This is a genomic window from Lysinibacillus sphaericus (assembly GCF_002982115.1).
GTDB lineage: Bacteria > Bacillota > Bacilli > Bacillales_A > Planococcaceae > Lysinibacillus > Lysinibacillus sphaericus.
The window spans coordinates 4,496,671-4,519,205 of record NZ_CP019980.1 but is presented as its reverse complement, the minus strand read 5'-3'; the positions used below and the strand labels follow the sequence as shown (position 1 = coordinate 4,519,205).

General features: G+C 37.8%; 20 protein-coding genes. 14 read left to right on the top strand and 6 right to left on the bottom strand.

Annotated elements, in window-relative coordinates:
• Window positions 1–138: 138 nt before the first annotated feature.
• Window positions 139–825 carry an adenine nucleotide alpha hydrolase family protein gene (locus LS41612_RS22070; RefSeq protein WP_024360785.1) on the bottom strand — a complete coding sequence of 229 codons (687 nt, stop codon included), beginning with the start codon at window positions 823–825 and terminating at the stop codon, window positions 139–141.
• 649 nt (window positions 826–1,474) lie between these two features.
• On the opposite strand from LS41612_RS22070, the gene LS41612_RS22065 reads away from it, so the two are divergent.
• From LS41612_RS22065 to LS41612_RS22015, 11 genes are all read left to right on the top strand, one after another.
• Window positions 1,475–3,886, top strand: coding sequence for a Na+/H+ antiporter subunit A (locus LS41612_RS22065; RefSeq protein WP_024360784.1), 2,412 nt, complete (start codon window positions 1,475–1,477; stop codon window positions 3,884–3,886).
• The gene (locus LS41612_RS22060; RefSeq protein WP_024360783.1) at window positions 3,876–4,298 is read left to right on the top strand and encodes a Na(+)/H(+) antiporter subunit B; all 423 of its coding nucleotides are present in this window, start codon (window positions 3,876–3,878) and stop codon (window positions 4,296–4,298) included. Before LS41612_RS22065 ends, LS41612_RS22060 begins: the two co-directional genes overlap by 11 nt.
• A gap of 3 nt (window positions 4,299–4,301) precedes the next feature.
• Entirely contained in the window at window positions 4,302–4,640 is a 339-nt protein-coding gene (locus tag LS41612_RS22055; protein ID WP_024360782.1) for a Na(+)/H(+) antiporter subunit C, read from the top strand.
• The gene (locus LS41612_RS22050) at window positions 4,633–6,138 is read left to right on the top strand and encodes a Na+/H+ antiporter subunit D (protein ID WP_024360781.1); all 1,506 of its coding nucleotides are present in this window, start codon (window positions 4,633–4,635) and stop codon (window positions 6,136–6,138) included. The genes LS41612_RS22055 and LS41612_RS22050 overlap by 8 nt, the downstream gene beginning before the upstream one ends.
• On the top strand, window positions 6,138–6,620 hold the full coding sequence (locus LS41612_RS22045; protein ID WP_024360780.1) for a Na+/H+ antiporter subunit E: 483 nt from the start codon (window positions 6,138–6,140) through the stop codon (window positions 6,618–6,620). Before LS41612_RS22050 ends, LS41612_RS22045 begins: the two co-directional genes overlap by 1 nt.
• Window positions 6,620–6,904, top strand: coding sequence for a Na(+)/H(+) antiporter subunit F1 (locus tag LS41612_RS22040; RefSeq protein ID WP_024360779.1), 285 nt, complete (start codon window positions 6,620–6,622; stop codon window positions 6,902–6,904). The genes LS41612_RS22045 and LS41612_RS22040 overlap by 1 nt, the downstream gene beginning before the upstream one ends.
• The gene (locus LS41612_RS22035) at window positions 6,882–7,241 is read left to right on the top strand and encodes a Na+/H+ antiporter subunit G (RefSeq protein WP_024360778.1); all 360 of its coding nucleotides are present in this window, start codon (window positions 6,882–6,884) and stop codon (window positions 7,239–7,241) included. The genes LS41612_RS22040 and LS41612_RS22035 overlap by 23 nt, the downstream gene beginning before the upstream one ends.
• 415 nt (window positions 7,242–7,656) lie before the next feature.
• Entirely contained in the window at window positions 7,657–8,445 is a 789-nt protein-coding gene (locus LS41612_RS22030) for a transporter substrate-binding domain-containing protein (RefSeq protein WP_024360777.1), read from the top strand.
• A gap of 80 nt (window positions 8,446–8,525) precedes the next feature.
• Complete coding sequence (locus LS41612_RS22025) at window positions 8,526–9,185, top strand: amino acid ABC transporter permease (RefSeq protein ID WP_024360776.1); 660 nt, start codon at window positions 8,526–8,528, stop codon at window positions 9,183–9,185.
• A complete protein-coding gene (locus LS41612_RS22020) occupies window positions 9,178–9,900 on the top strand; it encodes an amino acid ABC transporter ATP-binding protein (protein ID WP_024360775.1) in 723 nt (240 codons plus the stop codon). Before LS41612_RS22025 ends, LS41612_RS22020 begins: the two co-directional genes overlap by 8 nt.
• A 279-nt stretch (window positions 9,901–10,179) precedes the next feature.
• Complete coding sequence (locus LS41612_RS22015) at window positions 10,180–10,995, top strand: metallophosphoesterase (RefSeq protein WP_024360774.1); 816 nt, start codon at window positions 10,180–10,182, stop codon at window positions 10,993–10,995.
• Window positions 10,996–11,059: 64 nt separating this feature from the next.
• Here LS41612_RS22015 and tatC read toward each other — a convergent pair whose 3' ends face one another.
• From tatC to LS41612_RS21995, 4 genes are read right to left on the bottom strand one after another with little or no spacing between them, the layout of a single operon-like run.
• Window positions 11,060–11,899 carry a twin-arginine translocase subunit TatC gene (gene tatC, locus LS41612_RS22010; protein WP_024360773.1) on the bottom strand — a complete coding sequence of 280 codons (840 nt, stop codon included), beginning with the start codon at window positions 11,897–11,899 and terminating at the stop codon, window positions 11,060–11,062.
• Window positions 11,900–11,909: 10 nt separating this feature from the next.
• Window positions 11,910–12,113 (bottom strand): twin-arginine translocase TatA/TatE family subunit, encoded by a 204-nt coding sequence (gene tatA / locus LS41612_RS22005; RefSeq protein ID WP_024360772.1) that lies wholly within the window; start codon window positions 12,111–12,113, stop codon window positions 11,910–11,912.
• Window positions 12,114–12,157: 44 nt separating this feature from the next.
• Window positions 12,158–13,870 carry a GMC family oxidoreductase gene (locus LS41612_RS22000; RefSeq protein ID WP_024360771.1) on the bottom strand — a complete coding sequence of 571 codons (1,713 nt, stop codon included), beginning with the start codon at window positions 13,868–13,870 and terminating at the stop codon, window positions 12,158–12,160.
• 18 nt (window positions 13,871–13,888) lie between these two features.
• The gene (locus LS41612_RS21995) at window positions 13,889–14,632 is read right to left on the bottom strand and encodes a gluconate 2-dehydrogenase subunit 3 family protein (protein ID WP_024360770.1); all 744 of its coding nucleotides are present in this window, start codon (window positions 14,630–14,632) and stop codon (window positions 13,889–13,891) included.
• Window positions 14,633–14,863: 231 nt separating this feature from the next.
• On the opposite strand from LS41612_RS21995, the gene LS41612_RS21990 reads away from it, so the two are divergent.
• The 3 genes from LS41612_RS21990 (at window position 14,864) to LS41612_RS21980 (ending at window position 21,086) form a co-directional block, all read left to right on the top strand.
• Window positions 14,864–16,966 (top strand): methyl-accepting chemotaxis protein, encoded by a 2,103-nt coding sequence (locus LS41612_RS21990; RefSeq protein WP_233433820.1) that lies wholly within the window; start codon window positions 14,864–14,866, stop codon window positions 16,964–16,966.
• Window positions 16,967–17,180: 214 nt separating this feature from the next.
• Window positions 17,181–18,602 (top strand): Ig-like domain-containing protein, encoded by a 1,422-nt coding sequence (locus tag LS41612_RS21985; protein WP_024360768.1) that lies wholly within the window; start codon window positions 17,181–17,183, stop codon window positions 18,600–18,602.
• An 81-nt stretch (window positions 18,603–18,683) separates the two neighbouring features.
• Window positions 18,684–21,086, top strand: a complete 2,403-nt coding sequence (locus LS41612_RS21980; protein WP_024360767.1) for an immunoglobulin-like domain-containing protein — start codon at window positions 18,684–18,686, stop codon at window positions 21,084–21,086.
• Window positions 21,087–21,158: 72 nt separating this feature from the next.
• On the opposite strand, the gene LS41612_RS21975 is transcribed toward LS41612_RS21980, so the two are convergent.
• Window positions 21,159–22,343 carry a serine-tRNA(Ala) deacylase AlaX gene (locus LS41612_RS21975; RefSeq protein WP_024360766.1) on the bottom strand — a complete coding sequence of 395 codons (1,185 nt, stop codon included), beginning with the start codon at window positions 22,341–22,343 and terminating at the stop codon, window positions 21,159–21,161.
• Between the last annotated feature and the right edge of the window lie 192 nt (window positions 22,344–22,535).

The following is a 22,535-nucleotide window of genomic DNA, read 5'->3' as shown; positions in this document are numbered from 1 at the left end:
AAAAGAGAAAAAGTGTTAGATTGATTGAGGTCAATTTAACACTTTTTGCTATGCCGTTGTGGTTCCCTACAGCAGTTAAAATTTTTTAGTTTGTCCAAATTAATATCTTTGTCCCTGCAATTTTTAAGTAACAGGCTACTATTGACGTAACGGAGATGTAAACTCTTGTGGCAATTTTTCTTTATCCATTACTAGACCTTCAGAAATATGGATTTCATGCATTTTATCATTGTACGTGAATTTAAAAATGCCATTGTCAAAATCAGTGCCAATTTCTTTAAAGAAAATACCTTCAATTGAAACATATTTTGGACAAGTAAAGGCTACTTTGAAATGGTCCTGTTCTTTAATCAAATAGGCACGTACACCTTTTTCGTATGTATCATACGCGTCATCTTCAGTAGGACGTTGGACTGCTACAATGTGAAAATCTACAAAAGGTACTTCTTTTAACAGAACGTTCAGGAATGACCCCTTTGTTATTTCTTCCCAACGACTTTGTGCACTTTGACCTACGATAATTTGTGAAATACCGTAATTTTTAGCCACTTCAGCAATAACCTTTTGAATCGGGCGTTTTTCATTATCTACTAAAATAAATTTTTCAACATCAAGTTCTTCAGATAGGTTTTTCCACTGTTCAATATAACCAGATTTCTCTGCATCAAATGCATCAAGAGGTTGTGAATCGACTGAAAGAATATAAAGTGGGCAATCGAGCATCGTGGCCATTTTATGACCGCGACGAATTAAGCGTTCCCCGTTAAGCCCATAATAGACACATACTAAAATACTTTCGTCCAATCTCCCTTTTACATGCTTCATTAAAAAAATACACCTCTTTATCCTATTGTTATTTTGTTATTTGTACTGCGTATTATGAAAAAATTATCCTAAAACAGCTAAAATCAATGCTGTTACAGTGCATTATGCTTATTTATATTGTATACTTAAAAATGAATAAAAGTTAATGACGATATACGGAAAACCCTTAAGGGATTTGGCTAATGTCCATGTTCTAAGGCTACTTTGTTTATGCATGATATGCATTTAAATAAATAGCTTCCATATGCCACATTATTATGCAGTGAGTTAAATGGATAGTCAAGTATTGATGCATTGAAACACTTTTCGGTTACTTTAGGCATGATAAATGTCTCGTACGCTCAGCCATGCGTATAGAAAATACCTAAATGTACAAGAATTCTGATATATTCGTTCATCTTTTTTCGTATAATATCTACCTTCCTTCAAAGAATGGTAGATATAGCACGCTTTTGCTTTATGGGCAGGTTGTTCAATGCTTGCTGTGTAAATAAAAGCACACCGGCGAATATCACAAATTTTTGTAATGAGAAAGTTATGCTAATACATTATTCATGCTCTAACGGACTTGTATTATGCAATGCTTAAGAAACATACAAAATTGAAGATGCTAATTCGCTGGACGAATTTGATTGTAGGAGGTTTTCATTTGGTCACAGTTCTCTTTGCGATACTTTTACCATTTGTTTGTGCTGCGCTAATTCCCTTGCTTTATAGGCGACTAAGGCGAATGGCACATTTAGGCTGGTTTGTTTTATCCGTTCCAATCATATTGTTTATTTTACTCGCACGGTACATTCCTCAAATTGCCGAGGGTAAAACATTTATTGATACATATGAGTGGATTCCCTCTTTTAATATAAACTTCACGACATACCTCGATGGACTCAGTATCATTTTTGGCTTGCTGATTACAGGTGTAGGTAGTTTAGTTATTTTATATTCAATTTTTTATTTATCAACGAAAGAATCTCTTCATCATTTTTACTGCTACTTATTACTATTCATGGGCGCTATGCTCGGCGTCGTCTTTTCAGATAATTTAATGGTGCTATATACGTTTTGGGAATTAACAAGCGTCTCATCATTTTTGTTAATCGCCTTCTGGCATCATCGTAAAGCTTCACGTGCTGGTGCACGAAAAGCCATGACGATCACAGTCTTCGGTGGTCTTTCCATGCTCGCAGGTTTTCTAATGCTATATGTAGCATCTGGCACATTTAGTATTCGTGACATTGTATCGAACGTTGAGATGATACGCGAGCACACATTGTTTGTTCCTGCCTTATTGTTAATTTTAGTAGGTGCTTTTACTAAATCAGCTCAATTTCCATTCCATATTTGGTTGCCTGATGCGATGGAGGCACCAACTCCAGTTAGTGCTTACCTCCACTCAGCTACGATGGTGAAGGCTGGAATTTATATAGTTGCGCGTTTCTCCCCAGTATTTGGCGGTGAGCCAGTTTGGTTTTGGTTAGTAAGTGGAATTGGCCTTGTAACATTATTTTGGGGCTCGTTCAATGCTGTTCGTCAAACAGACTTAAAGGCGTTACTTGCCTTTTCAACAGTTAGCCAGCTTGGGTTGATTATGAGTTTATTTGGCTTGGGCTCTGTGGGTCATTATTTTGGCTATGCAGAAAGTTCCATTATATACACACAGGCAAGCTTTGCGGCATTGTTCCATCTTATTAATCACTCCACGTTTAAAGGGGCGTTATTTATGATGGTCGGTATTGTCGATCATGAAGTAGGTACGCGCGATATTCGACGCCTTGGTGGTTTAATGGCATTGATGCCTGTGACATTTACGATTGCAGTAATAGGTGGTTTTTCGATGGCAGGATTACCACCGTTTAATGGCTTCTTAAGTAAGGAGATGTTCTTTGCCGCGGTTTTGGCTATTCGTGAGGTTGAGGTCTTTTCCATCGATACTTGGGGCATATTGTTCCCCGTTGTAGCATGGGTTGCCAGTATTTTTACGTTTGTATACAGCATGATTTTAATTGGACATACTTTTTTTGGAAAGCTACAGCCGTACAAGTTGGACAAAAAACCACACGAGGCACCAATTGGGATGCTAATTTCGCCAATAGTACTTTGTTTATTAGTAGTGACTATTTTCTTCTTTCCAAATGTTCTAGGACATTATATCTTACAGCCTGCGATGGCTAGTATATATCCAACTTTTCCAACGGTTAGCGAGTTAACACCTCATATTTCTGCATGGCATGGTGTGAATATAGAATTATTAATGACCCTTGGTGTAATCATTATTGGCTTTGTATTATTTAAAACATTAAAAAGCTGGAAGCCACTATACCGAGTTTTTTCGCAAAATTTTACATTCAATAGCTATTATAATCACCTTATTAATTTTAGTGAAAAAGGTTCAATGAAGCTTACGAACCGCTATATGTCTGGCAATTTAACTCATTACTTTGTCTATATCTATGTATTTTTTGTTGCGCTGATTGCAGGGTACTTTATTTGGTCTGATGCCATAGTATTTGAATTTGCAAAGGATTCACCTGTTGAATCCTATGAGTTAGTTCTAGTGTTTGTCATGATGTTTGCTGCAATCTGGATGATTTTTGCCAAAGGACGAATTACAGCGATGCTTTTAAATGGAGTTCTCGGTTATTCGATTGCCTTCTTTTTCGTTATATTTCGCGCACCTGATTTAGCGCTGACACAACTAGTTGTTGAGTCCGTAACTACAGCATTGTTCCTGCTATGTTTTAAATATTTACCGGATTTATTGCCTGAAAACTCACGCATGAGAGTGAAGTGGGCAAATGCTGTTATTGCTATTTTTGCAGGGGCTACAGTGACATTAGTCGGCTTGGCTGTTGTACATTATGACCGTTTTGAAACGGTAGCACTGTATTTTAATGATGCTTATGATTTAGCAGGTGGGTCAAACATCGTTAACACAATTTTAGGAGATTTTCGTGCATTTGATACGATGTTAGAGGTTGTCGTTCTTTTAATAGCTGGCTTAGGCGTATACACATTAACTAAGCTAAAGCCACGAAAAGAGGAGGCAGACCATGAAAATTAATGATGTTATTTTACGAACGATTACTAAGGCTATCGTATTTATAATTTTAACGCTTGGTGTGTATTTATTCTTTGCAGGCCACCACGCTCCTGGTGGGGGCTTTATCGGCGGTCTTGTGCTTGCTTCTGCAATAGTACTACTGTATTTAGCTTATGACATTGAAACAGTTCATAAAGGAATGCCGTTTGATTTCAAAAAGGTTGCTGCACTGGGCGTATTACTTGCGACGGGGACAGCCATCGGTTCGCTTTTCTTTGATGTGCCATTTTTAACGCAGACGTATGAATATGTCAATGTACCGGTTTTCGGGAAAATGGGCTTCTCGACCGTCACTATTTTTGAGGCTGGCGTGGCGCTAACTGTCGTTGGCGTTGTTGTAACCATAATTTTAAGTATAAGTGAGGATGAATAGCCAATGGAGTCTTTAATACTATTATTAGTTGGTGTATTAGTTGCTGTCGCGACGTACCTTATCCTCTCTAAACAATTATTGCGTGTCATTTTAGGGACAGCAGTCCTTTCACATGCTGCACATTTACTGATTTTAACGATGGGTGGCCTTAAAAAAGGGGATGTGCCACTTATTGGGGAATCAGCAGGTCCTTATACAGATGCACTTCCACAAGCATTGATTTTAACAGCTATCGTCATTAGCTTCGCAGTGACAGCATTTGTGCTCGTTCTCGGCTATCGTGCTTATAAAACAAATGGCACTGGGGAATTTGATGAATTGAGAGGTACGTCTGATGAGTAATATAATCGTTTTACCATTAATCGTGCCGGTAATAACGGCTATTTTACTTGTGTTTTTAAGACAAAATATAATGATTCAACGCATTTTGAGCTTGTGTACTTTGGGCTTTGTTATATTCATTAGCGTTGTCCTTTTGTTAGAAGTTCAGCAGCAAGGTGTAATGCGAATTGATTTTAGTGGTTGGATACCGCCATTCGGCATTCTATTTGTTGCAGACTCTTTTGCAGTATTACTTGTTTTCGTAGCGAATATTGTCGCAGCAATTTGTGTAGTTTACGCCTTTTTTACAATTGGAGAACACTATGAAAAAATGTATTTCTATCCTTTTGTTCTTTTAATGGTAGCAGGTGTAAATGGTTCATTTTTAACGGGAGATATTTTTAATTTGTTTGTGTGCTTCGAAGTGATGTTGCTTGCTTCTTATGCCCTTATTAGCTTAGGTGGAGGGAAAGTCCAACTACGCGAGGCGTTAAAATATGTACTTATTAATATTGTTGCTTCATGGATTTTTTTAGTAGCGTTAGCATTTTTATATGGAACGATCGGCACATTAAATATGGCTCATATTTCATTGCGGGTTATGGAAGCTGGAGCTGACCCACTTATTACTACAGTTGGACTGGTGTTTCTAATTGTTTTTAGCCTTAAAGCAGGATTACTTCTATTCTTTTGGTTGCCAGGTTCTTATAGTGTACCTCCAACCGCTATTGCTGCACTCTTCGCCGCACTTTTAACTAAGGTTGGTATTTATGCCCTTGTTCGTACATTTACATTATTATTTACTACGAATCAGGGGGTAACCCATACAACTCTCGGTATTATGGCTGGACTAACAATACTTGCTGGTTGCATGGGTGCCCTTGCTGGAAGAGATGTGAGGACAATTGCTTCATATAATGTCCTAATTGGTGTTGGTTTTATTGTTGCTGGACTAGCTATAGGAACAGAGTCAGCACTGCAAGGTGTAACGTATTATTTAATGCATGATATGGTAGTAAAGGCCATGTTGTTTCTGGCGGTAGGGATGATGATTTATGTAACCGGTGAAACGCTTATCGATAATATGAGTGGACTTATTCGAAATTATCCCTTTTTTGGATGGCTGTTCTTTATTATGATGTGTTCAATCGCAGGAATTCCACCTTTAAGTGGATTTTTAGGCAAGGTTTTAATTGGACAAGGCGCGATTGAGGGAGGAAATTTTGTCCTACTAGGGCTAGGATTTTTCTCTAGCTTAATTGTCCTCTATTCATTACTGCGCATTTTTCTATCGTCCTTTTTTGGCGAAACGATCCTCAGTATTGAAGATGAAACACCACTGCCAAAGCGAATGGTGTTGCCTTTAACATTACTTTCTGTTTGCACAATTGCTTTAGGGATTGGAGCCGAGTCGATGGCGCCTTATGTGAAGGATGCAGCAGAAACGCTTCATACACCTTCTATTTATATTGACGCAGTGTTAAATGGCGAAAAATGGCAAGGTGAGGTGAATAAGTAATGGCTATGCAGTTTATTTTAAATTTATTTATCGCTACCTTGTGGTTATTGCTAAAGGACGAAATCACGCCACAGTTTTCCACCTTTTTAATGGGGTTTGTCGTCGGTATTGGGATTTTGTATGCGATGCATCGGTTTTATGGAACGCAATTTTATTTGCGCCGTGTTTTCTCTATTATTAAACTACTATGGCTATTTAATTGGGAGCTATTACTTTCAAGCTATAATGTCCTAAAACAAATCACAACACCAAAGTTAAATATTACTCCTGGCATTTTTACGTATAAAACAAAGCTGAACGGAGATTGGGAAATTACAGCTCTTGCACTCTTGCTAACGCTCACACCTGGTTCAGTAGTGATGGAGGTCTCGGAGGAGGGAGATATGTTTTATATCCATGCTATGGATATAGAACAATCTAAAGATGCCGTTATTCGCTCCATTGGAAAATTTGAAGAAGCAATTATGGAGGTGACACGCTAATGGTTGAAAAAATTTTACTTTTAGCACTAGCGTTATTTAGTGTGTCAATTGCATTGTCTCTATATCGTGTCATTAAAGGTCCTTCCATGCCGGATCGAGCAATAGCCCTTGATACAATTGGTATTAATCTACTTTCGGCGATTGCCATTGTTTCGATTGTTTTAAAAACCAAAGCGTATTTAGAGGCGATTTTAATTTTAGGTATATTGGCGTTTATCGGTACAATTGCTTTTACAAAATATATTGAAAGAGGTGTGATTGTTGAGCGTAAATCAAATGATTGAGTGGACGGCAGTCATCCTTATACTTGTCGGTTCTATTGTTAGTGTTATTAGTGCGTTTGGGATGATTCGTTTGCCAGATGTCTATACGCGTTCACATGCTGCTACAAAAAGCTCGACGTTGTCAGTACTAACCTGTTTGTTAGGAGCTTTTATTTATTTCTGGATACATGACGGATATGTAAGCGTTCGACTAATATTAGGTATTCTCTTTGTATTTGTCACAGCACCAGTAGCAGGGCATTTAATATGCCGTGCCGCCTATCGATCTCGTGTACCATTAGCGGAAGGTTCTGGTGAAGATGAATTAAAATCGAAGCTATTTCCAGAAAAAGAATAGCGAAAGCAAAAATTTGCTATCGTTTGCAAGGCGAGGTATAAGGCGTTTAAAACGTCCATACCTTGCTTTTTTATTTGGCCTGCTACATTAGTTGTTTATATTAAAGGAAATATAGGGTATTTACTTAACGATAGGAATAAAAAATTAGAAGAAGGAAAATATATAGTAGCGCCTATAAAGGAGCAATTTAAAAATATATGGACCGAAAAATAAAAAACATTGATTTATTAGAAAATTCTGTGTAAAATATTTTGCTAAAAAATTTCATGTATAGCTTGAAAAATATTTTGAAAGAGTATATCTTAATTAGCAGATAGATTTTTTATTCTGCTATATGAATAAATATCCAATCGACTATTTTCGAGACATTCCTATCTCATAGACAATAAAAAAACATCAAAAGGAGATATAAAAGATGAAGAACAAATTTTTCATGCTTATGCTTGTCTTAGTAATTGGTTTACTTGCAGCATGTGGCGCTAAAGAAGATAAAGCAACAAATTCAAGCTCAGATACAGAAAACAAACAAGTATTAAAAGTAGGTACATCAGCAGACTATGCACCATTTGAATATGTAGACGCTGCTAAAGGTGAAGAAATCATTGGTTTCGATATCGATTTAATTAAATTAGTTGGTGAAAAATTAGGTGTAGAAATGCAAGTTCAAGATATGGACTTTAACAGCCTTGTGCCAGCTTTACAAGCAGGTAAAGTAGATGTTGTTATTTCTGGTATGACACCAAATGAAGAACGAGAAAAAGTAGTAGATTTCTCAGATAAATACAATCAAACAGAACAAGTTATCATCGTTAAAAAAGATAGTGGCATTAAAAAAGAAGCGGACTTAGCTGGTAAAAAAGTCGGCGTACAAACGGCTTCTATTCAAGAAAATTTAGGTAATGCCATTGCTAAAAAAGTAGATGTATCAGTTGAAGGACGCACACGTATTCCTGAAATCATCCAAGATATGATGTCTAAACGCTTAGACGCAGCAATTCTAGAAGGTGGCGTAGCGAAAGGTTATCTGAAAACAAACGATAAATTAGCCGCGTTCCCAGTAGAAGAACAGCCAGAAGACTATAAAGCAATCGCTGTTCAAAAAGGTAGCGATTTAAAAGATAAAATTAACAAAGCATTAAAAGAATTAGCAGATGAAGGCAAAATTCAACAGCTTGAAGAAAAATGGTTAGAAAAAGCTGAATAATAGTATCGATATGCGATAGCCCTATTTAGGGCTATCGCTTGTCCATTTCACTAAAAGGAAACGAGAAAGGAGGGTACGCTGTGAATTTAGATTTCTCAGCAATCATTCCCTCTATTCCTTATATTTTAAAAGGAATAGGTGTTACACTTCAAATAGCAATCGGTGCTTCTCTCATTGGGTTTATCGTTGGTATATTACTAGCATTATGTAAAATTGGGAAAGTAAAAATGCTACGCTGGTTAGCGGACTTTTACACGTCAATTTTCCGCGGGACGCCACTTGTATTACAATTATTAATTATTTACTACGCTGTTCCACAGCTACTAGACATTCAAATTCAGCCAATTCCAACTGCAATTATTGCGTTTGGCTTAAACTCTGGAGCTTATATTTCAGAAATTATTCGTGCGGGTATTAATGCCGTTGATAAAGGTCAAATGGAAGCAGCTCAAGCACTAGGTATTCCGTATTCAAAAATGATGAAGGATATTATTATTCCACAAGCAGTGAAAAATATTTTACCTTCTTTAGTAAATGAATTTATTACATTAAACAAAGAAACAGCAGTTGTAACAGTCATTAGTGCCCTTGATATTATGCGCCGTGCCTATATTGTAGGGGGTTCAACCTATCGATATCTTGAACCATTATTATTTGCAGGGATAATCTACTATATTATGACGCTTGTCTTAACGTTCCTTGGTAAACGAATCGAGAAAGGAATGAGAAAAAGTGATTAAAATTGAAGATTTACACAAATCATATGGGCAAAACGAAGTGTTGAAAGGTATTTCAACCGAAATAAAAGAAAAAGAAGTAATTGCCATTATAGGGCCTTCCGGTTCTGGTAAATCTACATTCCTACGCTGCTTAAATTTATTAGAAGAACCGACGAGTGGGAAGGTAACAATTGCTGGCGATGTCCTGACAGACAAAGGGACAAATATTATGAAAATACGTGAAGAAGTAGGTATGGTATTTCAACATTTTCACCTTTTCCCACATAAAACCGTATTAGAAAACTTAACGTATGCACCTATCAATGTAAAGGGAATGGATAAGACCGCAGCGATCAAAGTAGCTGAAGATTTACTAACAAAAGTAGGGCTTTTTGAAAAACGCAATGAGTATCCAAGTCGCCTTTCAGGTGGTCAAAAACAACGCGTGGCAATTGCCAGAGCACTAGCAATGGACCCAAAAGTGATACTATTTGATGAGCCGACTTCAGCACTGGACCCGGAGATGGTTAAAGAAGTATTGGCAGTTATGAAAAATTTAGCAGATTCAGGGATGACGATGTTAATTGTTACCCATGAAATGGGCTTTGCTCGAGAGGTAGCGGATCGTATTTTATTCCTTGATGGTGGAAAGCTAATAGAGGATGCACCTCCAGAAGAATTTTTCACATCTCCTTCTACACAACGTGCAAAAGACTTCTTAGAAAAAGTGTTATAAATAGTGAAGCGCATTTAGCTCCTTTAAAGAAGAGAACTAAATGCGTTTTTTTTGAAACTGTATTCTAGTAATAATGATGGCGCAACGAGAATCTCAATCTAACAAGTAGTGTGGATTTTGGATGCCATATGCTAAAGAATGAAAGAATATGAAGATAGTACTTGTGTGCATTTTATATTATTAAAGTGCATATACTTACAATCACTTTGGTTTTTGCTTATAATAGAGTAGTCAGAGTTTTATTCTGAAAAAAAGTAGCCGCAAAGTGAGCGATTGCGATTGAAAAAATTATTATATGGTATCTTTTTTATTCTTTTTATAGTCATTTTTTTGTACGTAAACAATCACTGGCTAGTCGTTAGTAAACATGTATTCGAATCAGAAAAGGTGCCTGCCAACTTTGATGGGCTACGCATTGTACAAGTATCGGATTTACATGATGCCCGCTTTGGTAACAATCAGCAAAAACTGATTGCTAATGTTAAGGATACGAATCCTGACTATATTTTTATCACGGGTGATGTGATTGATAGCAATCGTTACGATTTAAAACAAAGTCTACAGGCAGTTAAAGGACTAGTTGAATTAGCGGATGTATATTATGTACTAGGAAACCATGAAGTGGCGTCGAATAAGGTTAATGAAATTTATGAGGCGCTTTCATCGTTAGGTGTACATGTGATGGCTAATGAATCGACCGTGCTAGAGCGCGACGGGGAGCGCTTGGCGATTCTTGGTATTGAAGATCCGTTAATGGGTAGATCGACAGAAGAAATGCTAGAGTTGGCGACAGCGTATGTTCCAGAAGATATGCTAAAGTTATTGCTGGCGCATCGACCAGAAGTGTTTAGTACGTATGTAAATCAAGGAATAGATTTGGTATTCTCGGGACATGCACATGGTGGGCAAGTACGGATTCCTGGCATGGGAGGACTTGTGGCGCCAGGACAGGGACTGTTTCCTAAGTTCACTGCTGGTTTATACGAGGAAGAACGCACCAAAATGGTCGTTAGCCGAGGTCTAGGAAATAGTAGTGTACCATATCGAATTTTTAATCTACCAGAAATTATTGTCATGGATTTAAAGAAAAAATAAGCACTGGTTGCCAGGCACTCAAGCCCGCAACAGAAATAAATAACTAGAAAGCACTGCGTTATAGTTACGCAGTGCTTTCTAGTTGTTTACGTTCTATACGTTTAACAAGATGAATACTAATTTCGTATAAAATAATCATCGGTATTAATACAAGTAATTGACTAATGAAATCAGGTGGTGTAATAACTGCAGAGCCAACACCCATAGCGATATAGGACCAGCCTCGTATTTTTTTCATGGATTCCGCAGTTAGTAAACCAATGGACGATAAAAAGAGTGCAACGATGGGTAACTCAAATAATAAGCCGAGTGGTACAGTCGTCATAATTAAAAAATGCATGTATTCACTAGCAGATACCATTACATCAAAATTAGCAGCACCTAAGCTAACTAAAAATGAATAGCTAAGTGGGTTTACAACAAAATAGCCAAATGCGATACCTAATAAAAAGAGCACAAACATTACAGGTGCATAGAGCCCGAGAAAACGGCTTTCCTCTTCCTTTAAGCCGGGTTTTACAAAGCTCCAAAGAAAGTGAACGAGAAAGGGCATCGATAGACCAAAGGCTAGAGTAGTTGAAATGGTCATATAAAACTTAACGACTTCTAAAGGCCCTAATATAATAAGTGAATGGCCACGGGTTACATAAGGAAACCAAATATTAATGGTTGAAAATGCGACAATAAAAAATAATAGAAAGACGACAAGCCCTTTAATGATTTGTTTTCGCAGTTCTGTAATATGCTCCAGTAGAGAGTCTACAGGGAAAAGTGGTTTATCTTCGACAATTGTCTGCTCATCGTCAATACTGGCTATTTCAACAAAAGCCTCCTGTAAGGATGGAGGCTCTGTTTGCTTTTTATCGAGCGGACTTAAATAATTTTTTTCTTCATAAGGATCCATAGGAAACCTCCTACGAAACATCAGATTTTTTTTCTACTTTTTTCGCAGGCTCATCGTCGTCATCCATTAATCCTTTTGTTGACTTTTTGAACTCTGCAAATGTTTTACCGACTGCACCACCGATTTCCGGTAATTTTTTTGGACCGAAAACGATAAGTACAATGACCAAAATGATAATTAACCCAGGAATGCCAATTGCACCAAGACCTCCCATCGCTTCATCCTCCTCTCCAATTTTCTATAGTAAAGATAGCTGCCCTAAACTAAAGAACCACCTGATTTGCTATATTTCACAACACCTTCTGCACAACGATAAGCTAGTGCGCCGAGAGTACCAGTTGGATTATAGCCACTATTATGAGCAAAGCTTCCAGCACTTATAGCGAAAATATTTTCTACATCCCAATGTTGTAAATAGTTGTTCACAACGCCCTTATCTGGTGTTGAGCTCATAACTGTCCCGCCTGTATTGTGTGTCGTTTGATAAGGGACAATGTTATAATCTGTAATTTCTGCATTAGGTACAATCGTTTTGGCACCCATTTCTTTCATAATGTCCGCAGCGCGAGCTGAAATAAATTTATGCAGTGCACGATCTTGATCAGTAAAGTTGTAGGTTAATTGTACGAGTGGTAACCCATACGCATCTTTGTAATTGGAATCAAGAGACAAATAATTTTCTTTATGTGGCATAGAGGCCCCTTGAGCACCAATACCAAACGAACGTGTATAGTAATGAATAGACTGCTTTTTAAATTCGGGTCCCCATGTTGGCGTATCAGGAGGGGTTGGGTTAGAGCTAATAGGACGTGTACCTGTTTGAGTAAGCGCTATATTGCCACCGTGAATAAAATCTAATTCACTATGGTCAAAGTTATCCCCATTGTAATCATCTATACTCATCCCAAGAGACCCTGCACCCATGAAAGTGTTGTATTGTTCATCAAAGAATCCGCTAGCACCAGGTAATATTTGATAACAATAGTTTCGGCCTAATGTTCCTTTCCCTGTTGTTGGATCATATGGTTGACCAATATTAGAAACCATTAACAGCTTAGCGTTGTTGAAGACATAGCTTGTTAATACGACAATATTCGCAGGCTGTATAAACTCCTCACCAGATACCGTGTCGATATATCTTACGCCGGTTGCCTTGTTACCCTGTTTTAAAATTTCTACAACGTTAGAGTTAAAGCGCAAATCGAAATTTCCTGTTTTTAAAGCAGTAGGTACTACGGTAATTTCCGCGGAAGATTTTGCCCCATATTCACAACCGAAACGTTCACAGAAGCCACAATATTGACAAGCATTAATTGTTTCACCATCAGGATTTTTATAGACTTCTGAGATGTTGGCAGAAGGAACCATATAAGGTGATAATTTTAGATTTTTCGTTGCTTTCTCAAATTGTTGTAGCATAGGCGTCATTTTCATAGGAGGTGTTGGATAGGCACTTGAGCGTTTACCTGCAAACGGATTTTTATCATCCCCTGAAATGCCGAGTGTTTTTTCAAATTTATCAAAATAGGGTTCTAATTGATCGTAGTTTAGTGCCCAATCCTGCAATAGATAGTCAGGCCCTAATTTATTTGCCCCATAACGCTCGTCTGTCATTGTTTTAATCTGAAAGTCATACGGTAAAAAGCGGAATGTCATGCCATTCCAGTGCGTCCCAGCCCCTCCAAGCCCCTCACCTAATAAAAAGGAACCGAGTTGACGCATCGGTAAAGCTTGCATCTTTCGATTATTACGAAAAGTAACTGTTTCCTTTGAAAGATTTTGCATTAAATCATAGCGAATTGCGTAGCGGTATTCATCATGAATACTTAAAAAATCCTCGGTGCCACGCTTCTGACCACGTTCTAAACCAACGACCTTTAATCCAGCTTTCGAGCACTCAGCAGCGACAATGCCACCTGTCCACCCAACACCTACTGTTACAACGTCTACACTTGGTAATGTTGTTGCCATTTATAAACCCCCCTTAGATTAGTGATTGCCTAATTGATTTGGTTCAATTTTTTGGAACTTAGGATCTTCAATCATTGTGATATAAGCCATTTGATGACCAGGGAAGCCTTTCATACGCCAACCCTCCATATTTCGGTTCCCACCGTATAAAGGATCTGAATATGCACCTTCTAAAGTAGCGGCACGTAATAGTGCAAAAAAGAACGCGGAAGTTACACCACTCATTTGGATGTCACCTTTTTGAAAAGCTGTTAATATTTCATCCATTTGCTTGCCCTCTAAATCATTAAAGCTTTTTTTGAATCGACTTTGAGCTTCCGTTTCCATTTTGGCAATGCCTTGTTTAAAAATTTCAGCGCGTGTTAAGCGACTTTGATAGCCTTGTGTAGGAGAGCCTTCACCAAAAGGTCCCTGCATATATTCTTTGGAATTACTGCCATATTGTCCGGCTAACTGATGATCTATGAAGTAAGGTACATCTAAATCAATTGCACCAGGTCCTAAATCATCCTTAGGAAAAATACGTTCAGTAGCATTCGATAAAATTTTAAAATCGCGTTCGTTCATGAAAAACATTTTTGCTTTAGGTGAACCGGCAGCTTCATTTGTCGTCCCATTACCATGCTCTAATGTAGAAGTGCCTTTACCGTTGATGTTATAGCCAACAAGACCACCAATTAATCCACCACCGACTAATGTACCAGCTGCAATACCTGTTGTTTTTAAAAAATCACGACGTGAGACATTCTTATCTGCACTCATATAAAATACACCCCTCCAAAGTAAACAGATTGTGTTCTATTTTTTATAATCAACAAAAAAAGCAAATTATAATCAAATTACCATGGAAAAAGTTTTAATTTTATCCATTAAAACAATCTATTTAATAACGATTTAGGAAGTGTATGGATAAAATGTATTAGACTATAAGCACTATGAGTATGATGATAAATACAATTTTAGACAATTTTTATTCTTATTGGAAAACTTTTATTGACTTCTAGTTATAGTGACCTTACTCTTGAGGAAGAAGGGCAAAAAATTACAAAAATTAAAATGATAATGAAAAATAAATTTGGAGAAATGAGCAAAGAGAATATGTGGATTAAAGGTATTGGTGGTAAATTAGTTATAGCAATTATCGCTTTAGTATTTGTTACATGTGGTACCCTTGGTTTTTCTACATGGATGAATAGTACAAAAGCAGTTGAAGAACAGGTTGAATCGAATTTGATAGCGAGAGCAGCAGATGTATCAAAATATATAGAGGAGCACTTTCAGCTAGCTTTAGTGGAAGTGGAGGCTATTGCGGAACAAGCAGTTATCCGTGGTATGGACTTTGAGGAGCAAAAAACCTATTTAACAAAGCGTATGGATGATAGTAAAAATTATCTAGGCTTTGGCATTATCACATCTGATGGCGTAGCCCATTATTTAGATAATACAACAGCAGATTTAGGTGATCGAGATTATATAAAGGAAGGGTTTACAGGCAAGACAGTAATGTCAGAAATCACGATTAGTCGTGTCACAGGTGAACCAGTTATATTAATCGTAGCACCAATCGATACTGTGACAGGTGAAATAGCATTATTGTTAGCGCGTATAGATGGTTATTATTTATCTAACATTGTTGAAGACATTCAAGTTGGAGAAAATGGTTATGCCCTTATGTTAGATGCAAAAGGTACCGTTATTGGACATAAGAACCATGCCCTTGTGAAAGAGCAAGTGAATGCAATTTCTGCCGCAGAAGAATCTGGCGAAATAACAGGGGAATCGTTAGCTGCAAAAGAAATGATTCGGAATACAAATGGCTATTTCTCTTTCGATACAAAGGAACAAGGTACAAGTTTAATGGGGTATCATACGTTAGATAATGGTTGGAAAATGGGGGTCGTCGCACTAGAGGATGAAATGCTAGCAGGGCTTTCACAATTGAAGACAAACTTTATTATAATGACGATTATCGTCTCTATCTTAGGAATGTTTATTTCGTTTGCGATATCGAAATCTGTAAGCAAACCGCTTCGCCACGTACTTCGTATTAGTGAAGGATTGTCAGAGGGAGATTTTACACAAGAAATCCCAGCTAAATATTTGAAGCGCATTGATGAAATGGGGACAATGGTGCGGGCTTTAGATAAAATGGCAGATAATATGCGAGATATGATATCGCAAGCTGGTAAAGAAGCGACTGCGGTAAATGAAACCTCTTGTGAGTTAATGGGAGATGTAATTGCTGTCACTAAACATTCCGAGCAAATCGCACTTGCAATAGGTGAGGTAGATCGTGGCGCACAAAGTCAAACGGCAATGGCGGAGGAAAGTGCCTCAGCGATGGAACAAATGGCACTTGGTATTCAAAACTTTGCTGAAGTTGCTTCAACGATAGCTACGAATACGGATTTTATTTCCGAGAAAATAAGTGAAAGTAACGGAGCAGTCCAGCAATCGATTAGCCGTATGGATGAAATACAACGTGGAACAGCTATAGAACTGGACATTATCCATAAGCTTGAACAGGAATCGAAAGAAATAGAGCTAATTTCTAAAATGATTACGGATATTTCAGACCAAACAAACCTATTAGCATTAAACGCTTCAATTGAAGCTGCACGTGCAGGAGATGCAGGCAAAGGCTTTGCCGTAGTCGCAGAGGAGGTAAGAAAACTTTCGGAGCAAACAGCTGGCTCTGCTGCTCAAATTAATATATTAATTGATAGAGTACAGGCACACACATTAGAGGTTGTAAAAGCAGCAGAAAATGGCGAAGAGAATGTAGCGCGAGGTTTAGTAGCAATTGAAGCAGTAGGAGAGCGCTTTGAAGAGATAGTTCAAGCTGTCGGTGAAATAGCAGGTCAAATTGAGGAAATGAATGCTTCCGCAGAACAAATGTCAGCTAATACGGAAGAGGTTTCTGCCTCTATGGAAGAAATGGCGGCAACTGCCCATGCAGCAAGTGATTATGTAGCGGAAGTGAAAAATGCTACTGCCGAGCAAATGAACACGGTAGAGGCAATGAACAAGCAAACTGTAAAAATGTCGGACATGGCAAACCGTCTACATGGAGCCATCCAAAAATTCAAATTATAAAATACAAGCTAAAGCTGTCCATAATTATTTGGACAGCTTATTTTTTTTATGAATTGAAAGGATTTACACACTGGATTGGAGAGAAATTGGAGAGTTTCGATTGATATAATCAGTCAGGACATCTATACATTTTTAGATGTTTTAACGTTTTTAAGGGTTACATAACAAGCATTATCAAAAGAAAAACAATTACATTATTAGAGGAGGCTTCGTGTTGGATATTAAAGTAAATACGAGAAAAATTTTAGTAACGCTCTGTTTAATGTTGGTCATTTCTACTATTCTTAGTTTCTCTACTTATGCGGCTTCTAACAATCAATCGCCCATTGTTGTAGCATCTGAGAGAATCCCAAAGCAAACTATTACGCTGGGACAACCGCAAAAGGTGATTGACTTAAGTAAGGTTTTCTATGATGCCGATGGAGACACATTAACTTATAAGGTGGTGCCATCTCCTTTTGGAATTGTTGCGACACAAGTTACCGGCGACCAACTTATTATTGAAGGGGTAGCACCTGGCAATACAAGAATAAAAGTAACTGCAGATGATGGGAAGGTAGGACGAGCTATGACCAGCTTCGAAGTGGAGGTTTTACTTCAAGCCAATACAGATCCCGTAGTAGCAGAGGCTCTTACAAATCAAACATTAGCTGTTAATAGCGCGGATAGTACTATTGATATTAGCAATGTATTTACAGATGCAGATAATGATGTTTTAACATTGAGTGCCGTATCGAATGATACAGACATAGCTACTGTTAGTTTGAATGGCACAATTTTGAGCATTTCACCCCAAAAAGTTGGTGCAGCTACGATTACTTTAACGGCTACTGATGGCAATGGGGGCACTATTTCAACAAACTTTACAGTAACAGTTACAGCAGCTTCTTCTAATCATGCGCCAATCGTAGCGAAAACGATTAAAGATCAACGAGGAAATGAAAATGGAGTTATTTGGAATATAGAACTAAACGATATATTTACCGACGAAGATCAAGATGCCCTAACATTAAGTGTGAATTCAAGTAATGAGGCAGTTGCTGCTGTTACTTTAAATGGGACTACTCTCTCACTACAACCGAAAGCAATCGGAACTAGCAGGATTATGGTAACTGCTAGTGATGGTAATGGTGGACAAGTGTCAACAATCTTTATAGTAACTATTGAAGCACCGACATTTTTTATAACTGATTTTTTACAAGGTGGGAGCGGTAGAGATGTCATCCAACTATCTAATCCTAATTTGTTTGAAGAAACTGTAGGATATGAAATTGTACTTCATCAGTATAATCCAACAGCCAGCACTCGCAATGTTGAGAGAGTAGAGATTTTTAGAGCAAATAATGCAAATTACATCATAATTAATGAAATATTTTATGATTTTTTTGATCTAACAAATGCTCAATATTATAATAATGAGTTCCATGTTGAAAATGGTAGTTATATTGTAGCAATCGCTTTAGAGCGCAATGGCCAAATCGTCGATTTACTAGGAGATCCAACTTCGACAACTGCTCTTTTACCGAATAATGGTGGTCTTGCACGATATAGCAGATTCCAATCAGGGTCTTCTATCTTTGAAAGCTCTGAATGGAGACAGTTACAGCCTGGTGATTATTCTACTATTAATAAATAAAGCGAACTAATAAGTGTTTTATATTTTGATCAGAAATGGGTGAGTCGTATTCGATACAAAAAAAATAAAGGATCAAGCTTATTGCTCATTTTAATTGCATTGGCGCTATGCTTAGCGCCAATGTCTAACGCCTCAGCAGCACAAAATGACTTAGGTTCTTTTAATAATGCTAGTAATATAGAGGATATGAAATCCGCAATGCTTAGTGATTGGAATGTATTACACTATACATCTGGTGCACATCAATTGTATTTGAATTTCAAATTAGCGGATCAGAACGAATTAGCCAATTGGATGATAGAGAAGCGTCCACAAGCTGGTTATAATTCAATTACTCTATTAAGACAGACCTATTTAAATGCTCTCATAGCTCGTTCATTATTAATAAATGTCAATAGTGCTGTTGATGCTTTTGAGTTATGGACAGTATTTGAAGAAGAAACACAGTTGGACTTGAGTGACTACAATTTGTTAACTACGGAAGAACAAGATGAAGTGTGTAAACAATTGCTTCAAGTTCGACCTATTGAAGGTTTTGATAAAATTGAAATGTTACAAACTGAAATCAATACCATACTTTATCAAGTGCTGTCGAATAAAGTGCAAAACGATAAAAGTTCCTTGGCAGTGATATATAGCGCAGGGGATTCAGCAACATCAGTCACACAAAAAATTACATTACCGACTGTAGGTATGAATGGCACAACAATTAGTTGGTCATCCAATATGTCTGACATTATAGCGAATGATGGTAAGGTGACTCGACCGACTGCAATGCAGGGTAATCAATCTGTAGTGTTAACGGCGACCATTTCAAAAGGAAATGTAACAGAATCGAAAACATTCACATTTATTGTGAAAGCTTTATCAAATTCTTCAAATGCGAATTTGAAAAATTTAACGATTTCAAGCGGTACATTAAGCCCTGCTTTTAACAAAGATATAAAAACATATACAGCAAAAGTTTCTGCTGGAGTAGATAGTGTCATCATTACACCGACTGTAGAAGATAGCAAATCCACAGTGACTGTAAACGGAACACTCGCTACACAGTCTGTAAAACTAGCTACAGGTTTAAATACAATTTCTGTGATAGTAACGGCGGTTGATGGAGCGTATCAGCTCTACACAATTTTAATATCAAAGGAAGCGCCTCCTGCTACAAGTGATAGTAACAATAGCTCTGACACACCAAGCACAACGCCGACACCAGATCCGGCATCGTCAGATGCAGCAATTATTATCGTCAATGGTGAAGAGATGTCACTTGGTAAGGCTATAAAATCGACAGTTAATAATCAAAAGGTAATTACACTACTGGCGGATTCAGCCAAACTTCAAGAAAAGCTACAAACTACAGGTAATAACGCTATCATAACGATTCCTATTAGTGACACCAATGCAGACATGATGATCGGTGAGCTAAATGGTGAAATCGTGAAAACTATGGAGAATAAGCAGGCAACAATTGTCGTCCAAACACCGACAGCCTCTTATAAATTACCTGCCCAACAAATTAATATTGATGCTATCTCGCAACAATTAGGCGCAACAGTTGCACTAAAAGATATTAAAATTCGTATAGAGCTTGCTAAAGTAACGGCAGAAGCAGCACAAATAGTAGATACTGCCGCAAATGAACAGAATTTCTCTTTAGTGACAAAGCCAATTGACTTTAAAGTGACTTATTCATTTGGAAACACTACAGGTGAAATTAGTAAATTTAACACCTATATAGAACGTACAATTGCACTTCCAAACGATACGGATTTAAGCAAAATCACAACAGCTGTTGTGGTGAGACCAGATGGCACAACTTACCACGTGCCAACGAAAGTTGTTCAAAAAGAAGGAAAGCACTATGCAGTAATCAATAGTTTAACAAATAGTTTATATACGGTCGTATGGCATCCTGTTGCATTTAATGATGTAACAACCCATTGGGCAAAGGATAGCATTAATAATCTTGGCTCTCGCTTCATTATTGATGGCACGAGTCAGGGTGTATTTGAACCAAATAAAGATATTACACGTTCGCAATTTGTCGCAATAATGGTGCGCGGTTTAGGGTTGAAGCCAAGTGAAGGTACAATAAAATATAGCGACGTTGCACAAGATGCATGGTACGCACACTATTTAAATACAGCTACAGAATATAATCTTATTCAAGGTTATGGTAACGGCAAATTTGGACCAAATGATAAAATAACACGTCAGCAAGCGATGACTATTTTAGCCAGAGCATTGTCCCTAACGAATATCAATACAAGTATCACAGAGGATGAAATTAATTCAATTTTAGCCCCATTTAGTGACAATCAACAAATAGCTGATGATGCAAAACGTTACATTGCCCTATCGGTGAAAACAGGTCTTGTTACAGGAAGAAGCAATCAAATGATAGCCCCAGCAGATAATATTACACGTGCAGAGGTTGCGGTAATAATCGAGCGCTTCCTAAAAACTTCAAAGTTAATTGATTAAAAAAATTAAGCCATTATACAACAAGCCTCGCATAGCAGTTTTGCTGTGCGAGGCTTGTTACTGTATATAGATTTATTGTAGCGCTTCTTGCATAGCAGTGAGCAGTTGTTCGCAAGCAATAATACGCTCACCACCGCCTTGCACCATTTGATCGCTACCACCGCCTTTACCATTAATACATGGTAAAACGTTTGTAGCAAGCTCTTTCATGCTGGTGTCTACTTGTGTACCGCGAGCAGCTACAAATTGTAATTTATCTTCATTTTCTGAAACAAGTAGGGCAATCACATCAGCACGTTCAGCGACAATAAAACGGGCTAATTTTTGGAGCTCTTGTATCGTGCGATTATGAAAAGCAATAGCGATAATATGTGTATCACTAGCAGCTAATGCTTTTGCCTCATAGGTAAGCAATTCCTCTTTTGCCGCTACAAGCGCTTTTTCTGTCGCTTTTTGGCTTGCTAAAAGCTTTGTAAGGGCAGTTGCTGCTTCGGTTTCTGGCACACTTAACTGTCTAGCCACGTCCGCCAGTACGGTCTTGCGCATCGCTAGCTCTGCTAAAACTCTCCCTCCGCATACAAAGGAGACCCGTACATTGCCTTTCATTTTTTCTGTTCCTAGAATTTTAATTGCGCTAACTTGCCCTGTAGATGTCGGGTGTGTTCCACCGCAGCCATTGTAGTCGAAATCAGGGATGATGACTAAACGAATAGCTCCTGTGACAGCTACCTCTTTACGCAAGTTATAGTCAGCAAGTTGCTGTTCGGTAATCCATTTTGTTTCTATTGGGCGATTTTCTAAAATAATAGCATTTGCCCGAGCTTCAGCCGCCGCAAGCTGTTCATTTGATAATGAGTCTACAGCAATATCTATTGTAACTTGTTCACTACCGAGGTGAAAGCTTACAGTTGGTGCATCAAAAAGTTCGACAAATGCTGCTGTTAAAATATGCTGTCCAGCGTGCTGTTGCATATGATCAAATCTGCGCTTCCAGTTCAATTTGCCATGTACTTCGCCAGAAAGAGTGGAAGCTTCACCCTCGATATAGTGGCGTATTTCATCGTCAATCTTTTCGACATCGATTACGTTAGTATTGTTTAAAGTACCTGTATCATGTGGTTGACCACCGCCGGTAGGGTAAAAGGCGGTATTAGAAAGCACAACGTACTGGCGTCCATCCGGCTCACTACCGGTACGTACAACCGTTGCTGTAAACTCTTGTTGCATAGCGTCTTGATAATATAGTAGCTCTTTCATTAAAAAGCCTCCTTTATGTAATAGGTATGTAGCTTGCCAAGCGTTAACTGTTAGCTCATTTTGATTGCTGAAAAATAGCATACGGCTAAAAGTTTTATTTTATTGTGTCATAATTGCATGAAGGTGTATACAGGTTTTCTAGTTGACCCATGCTGAAATTGATTTATTATAGAAAAGAATAGGTAAAGATAA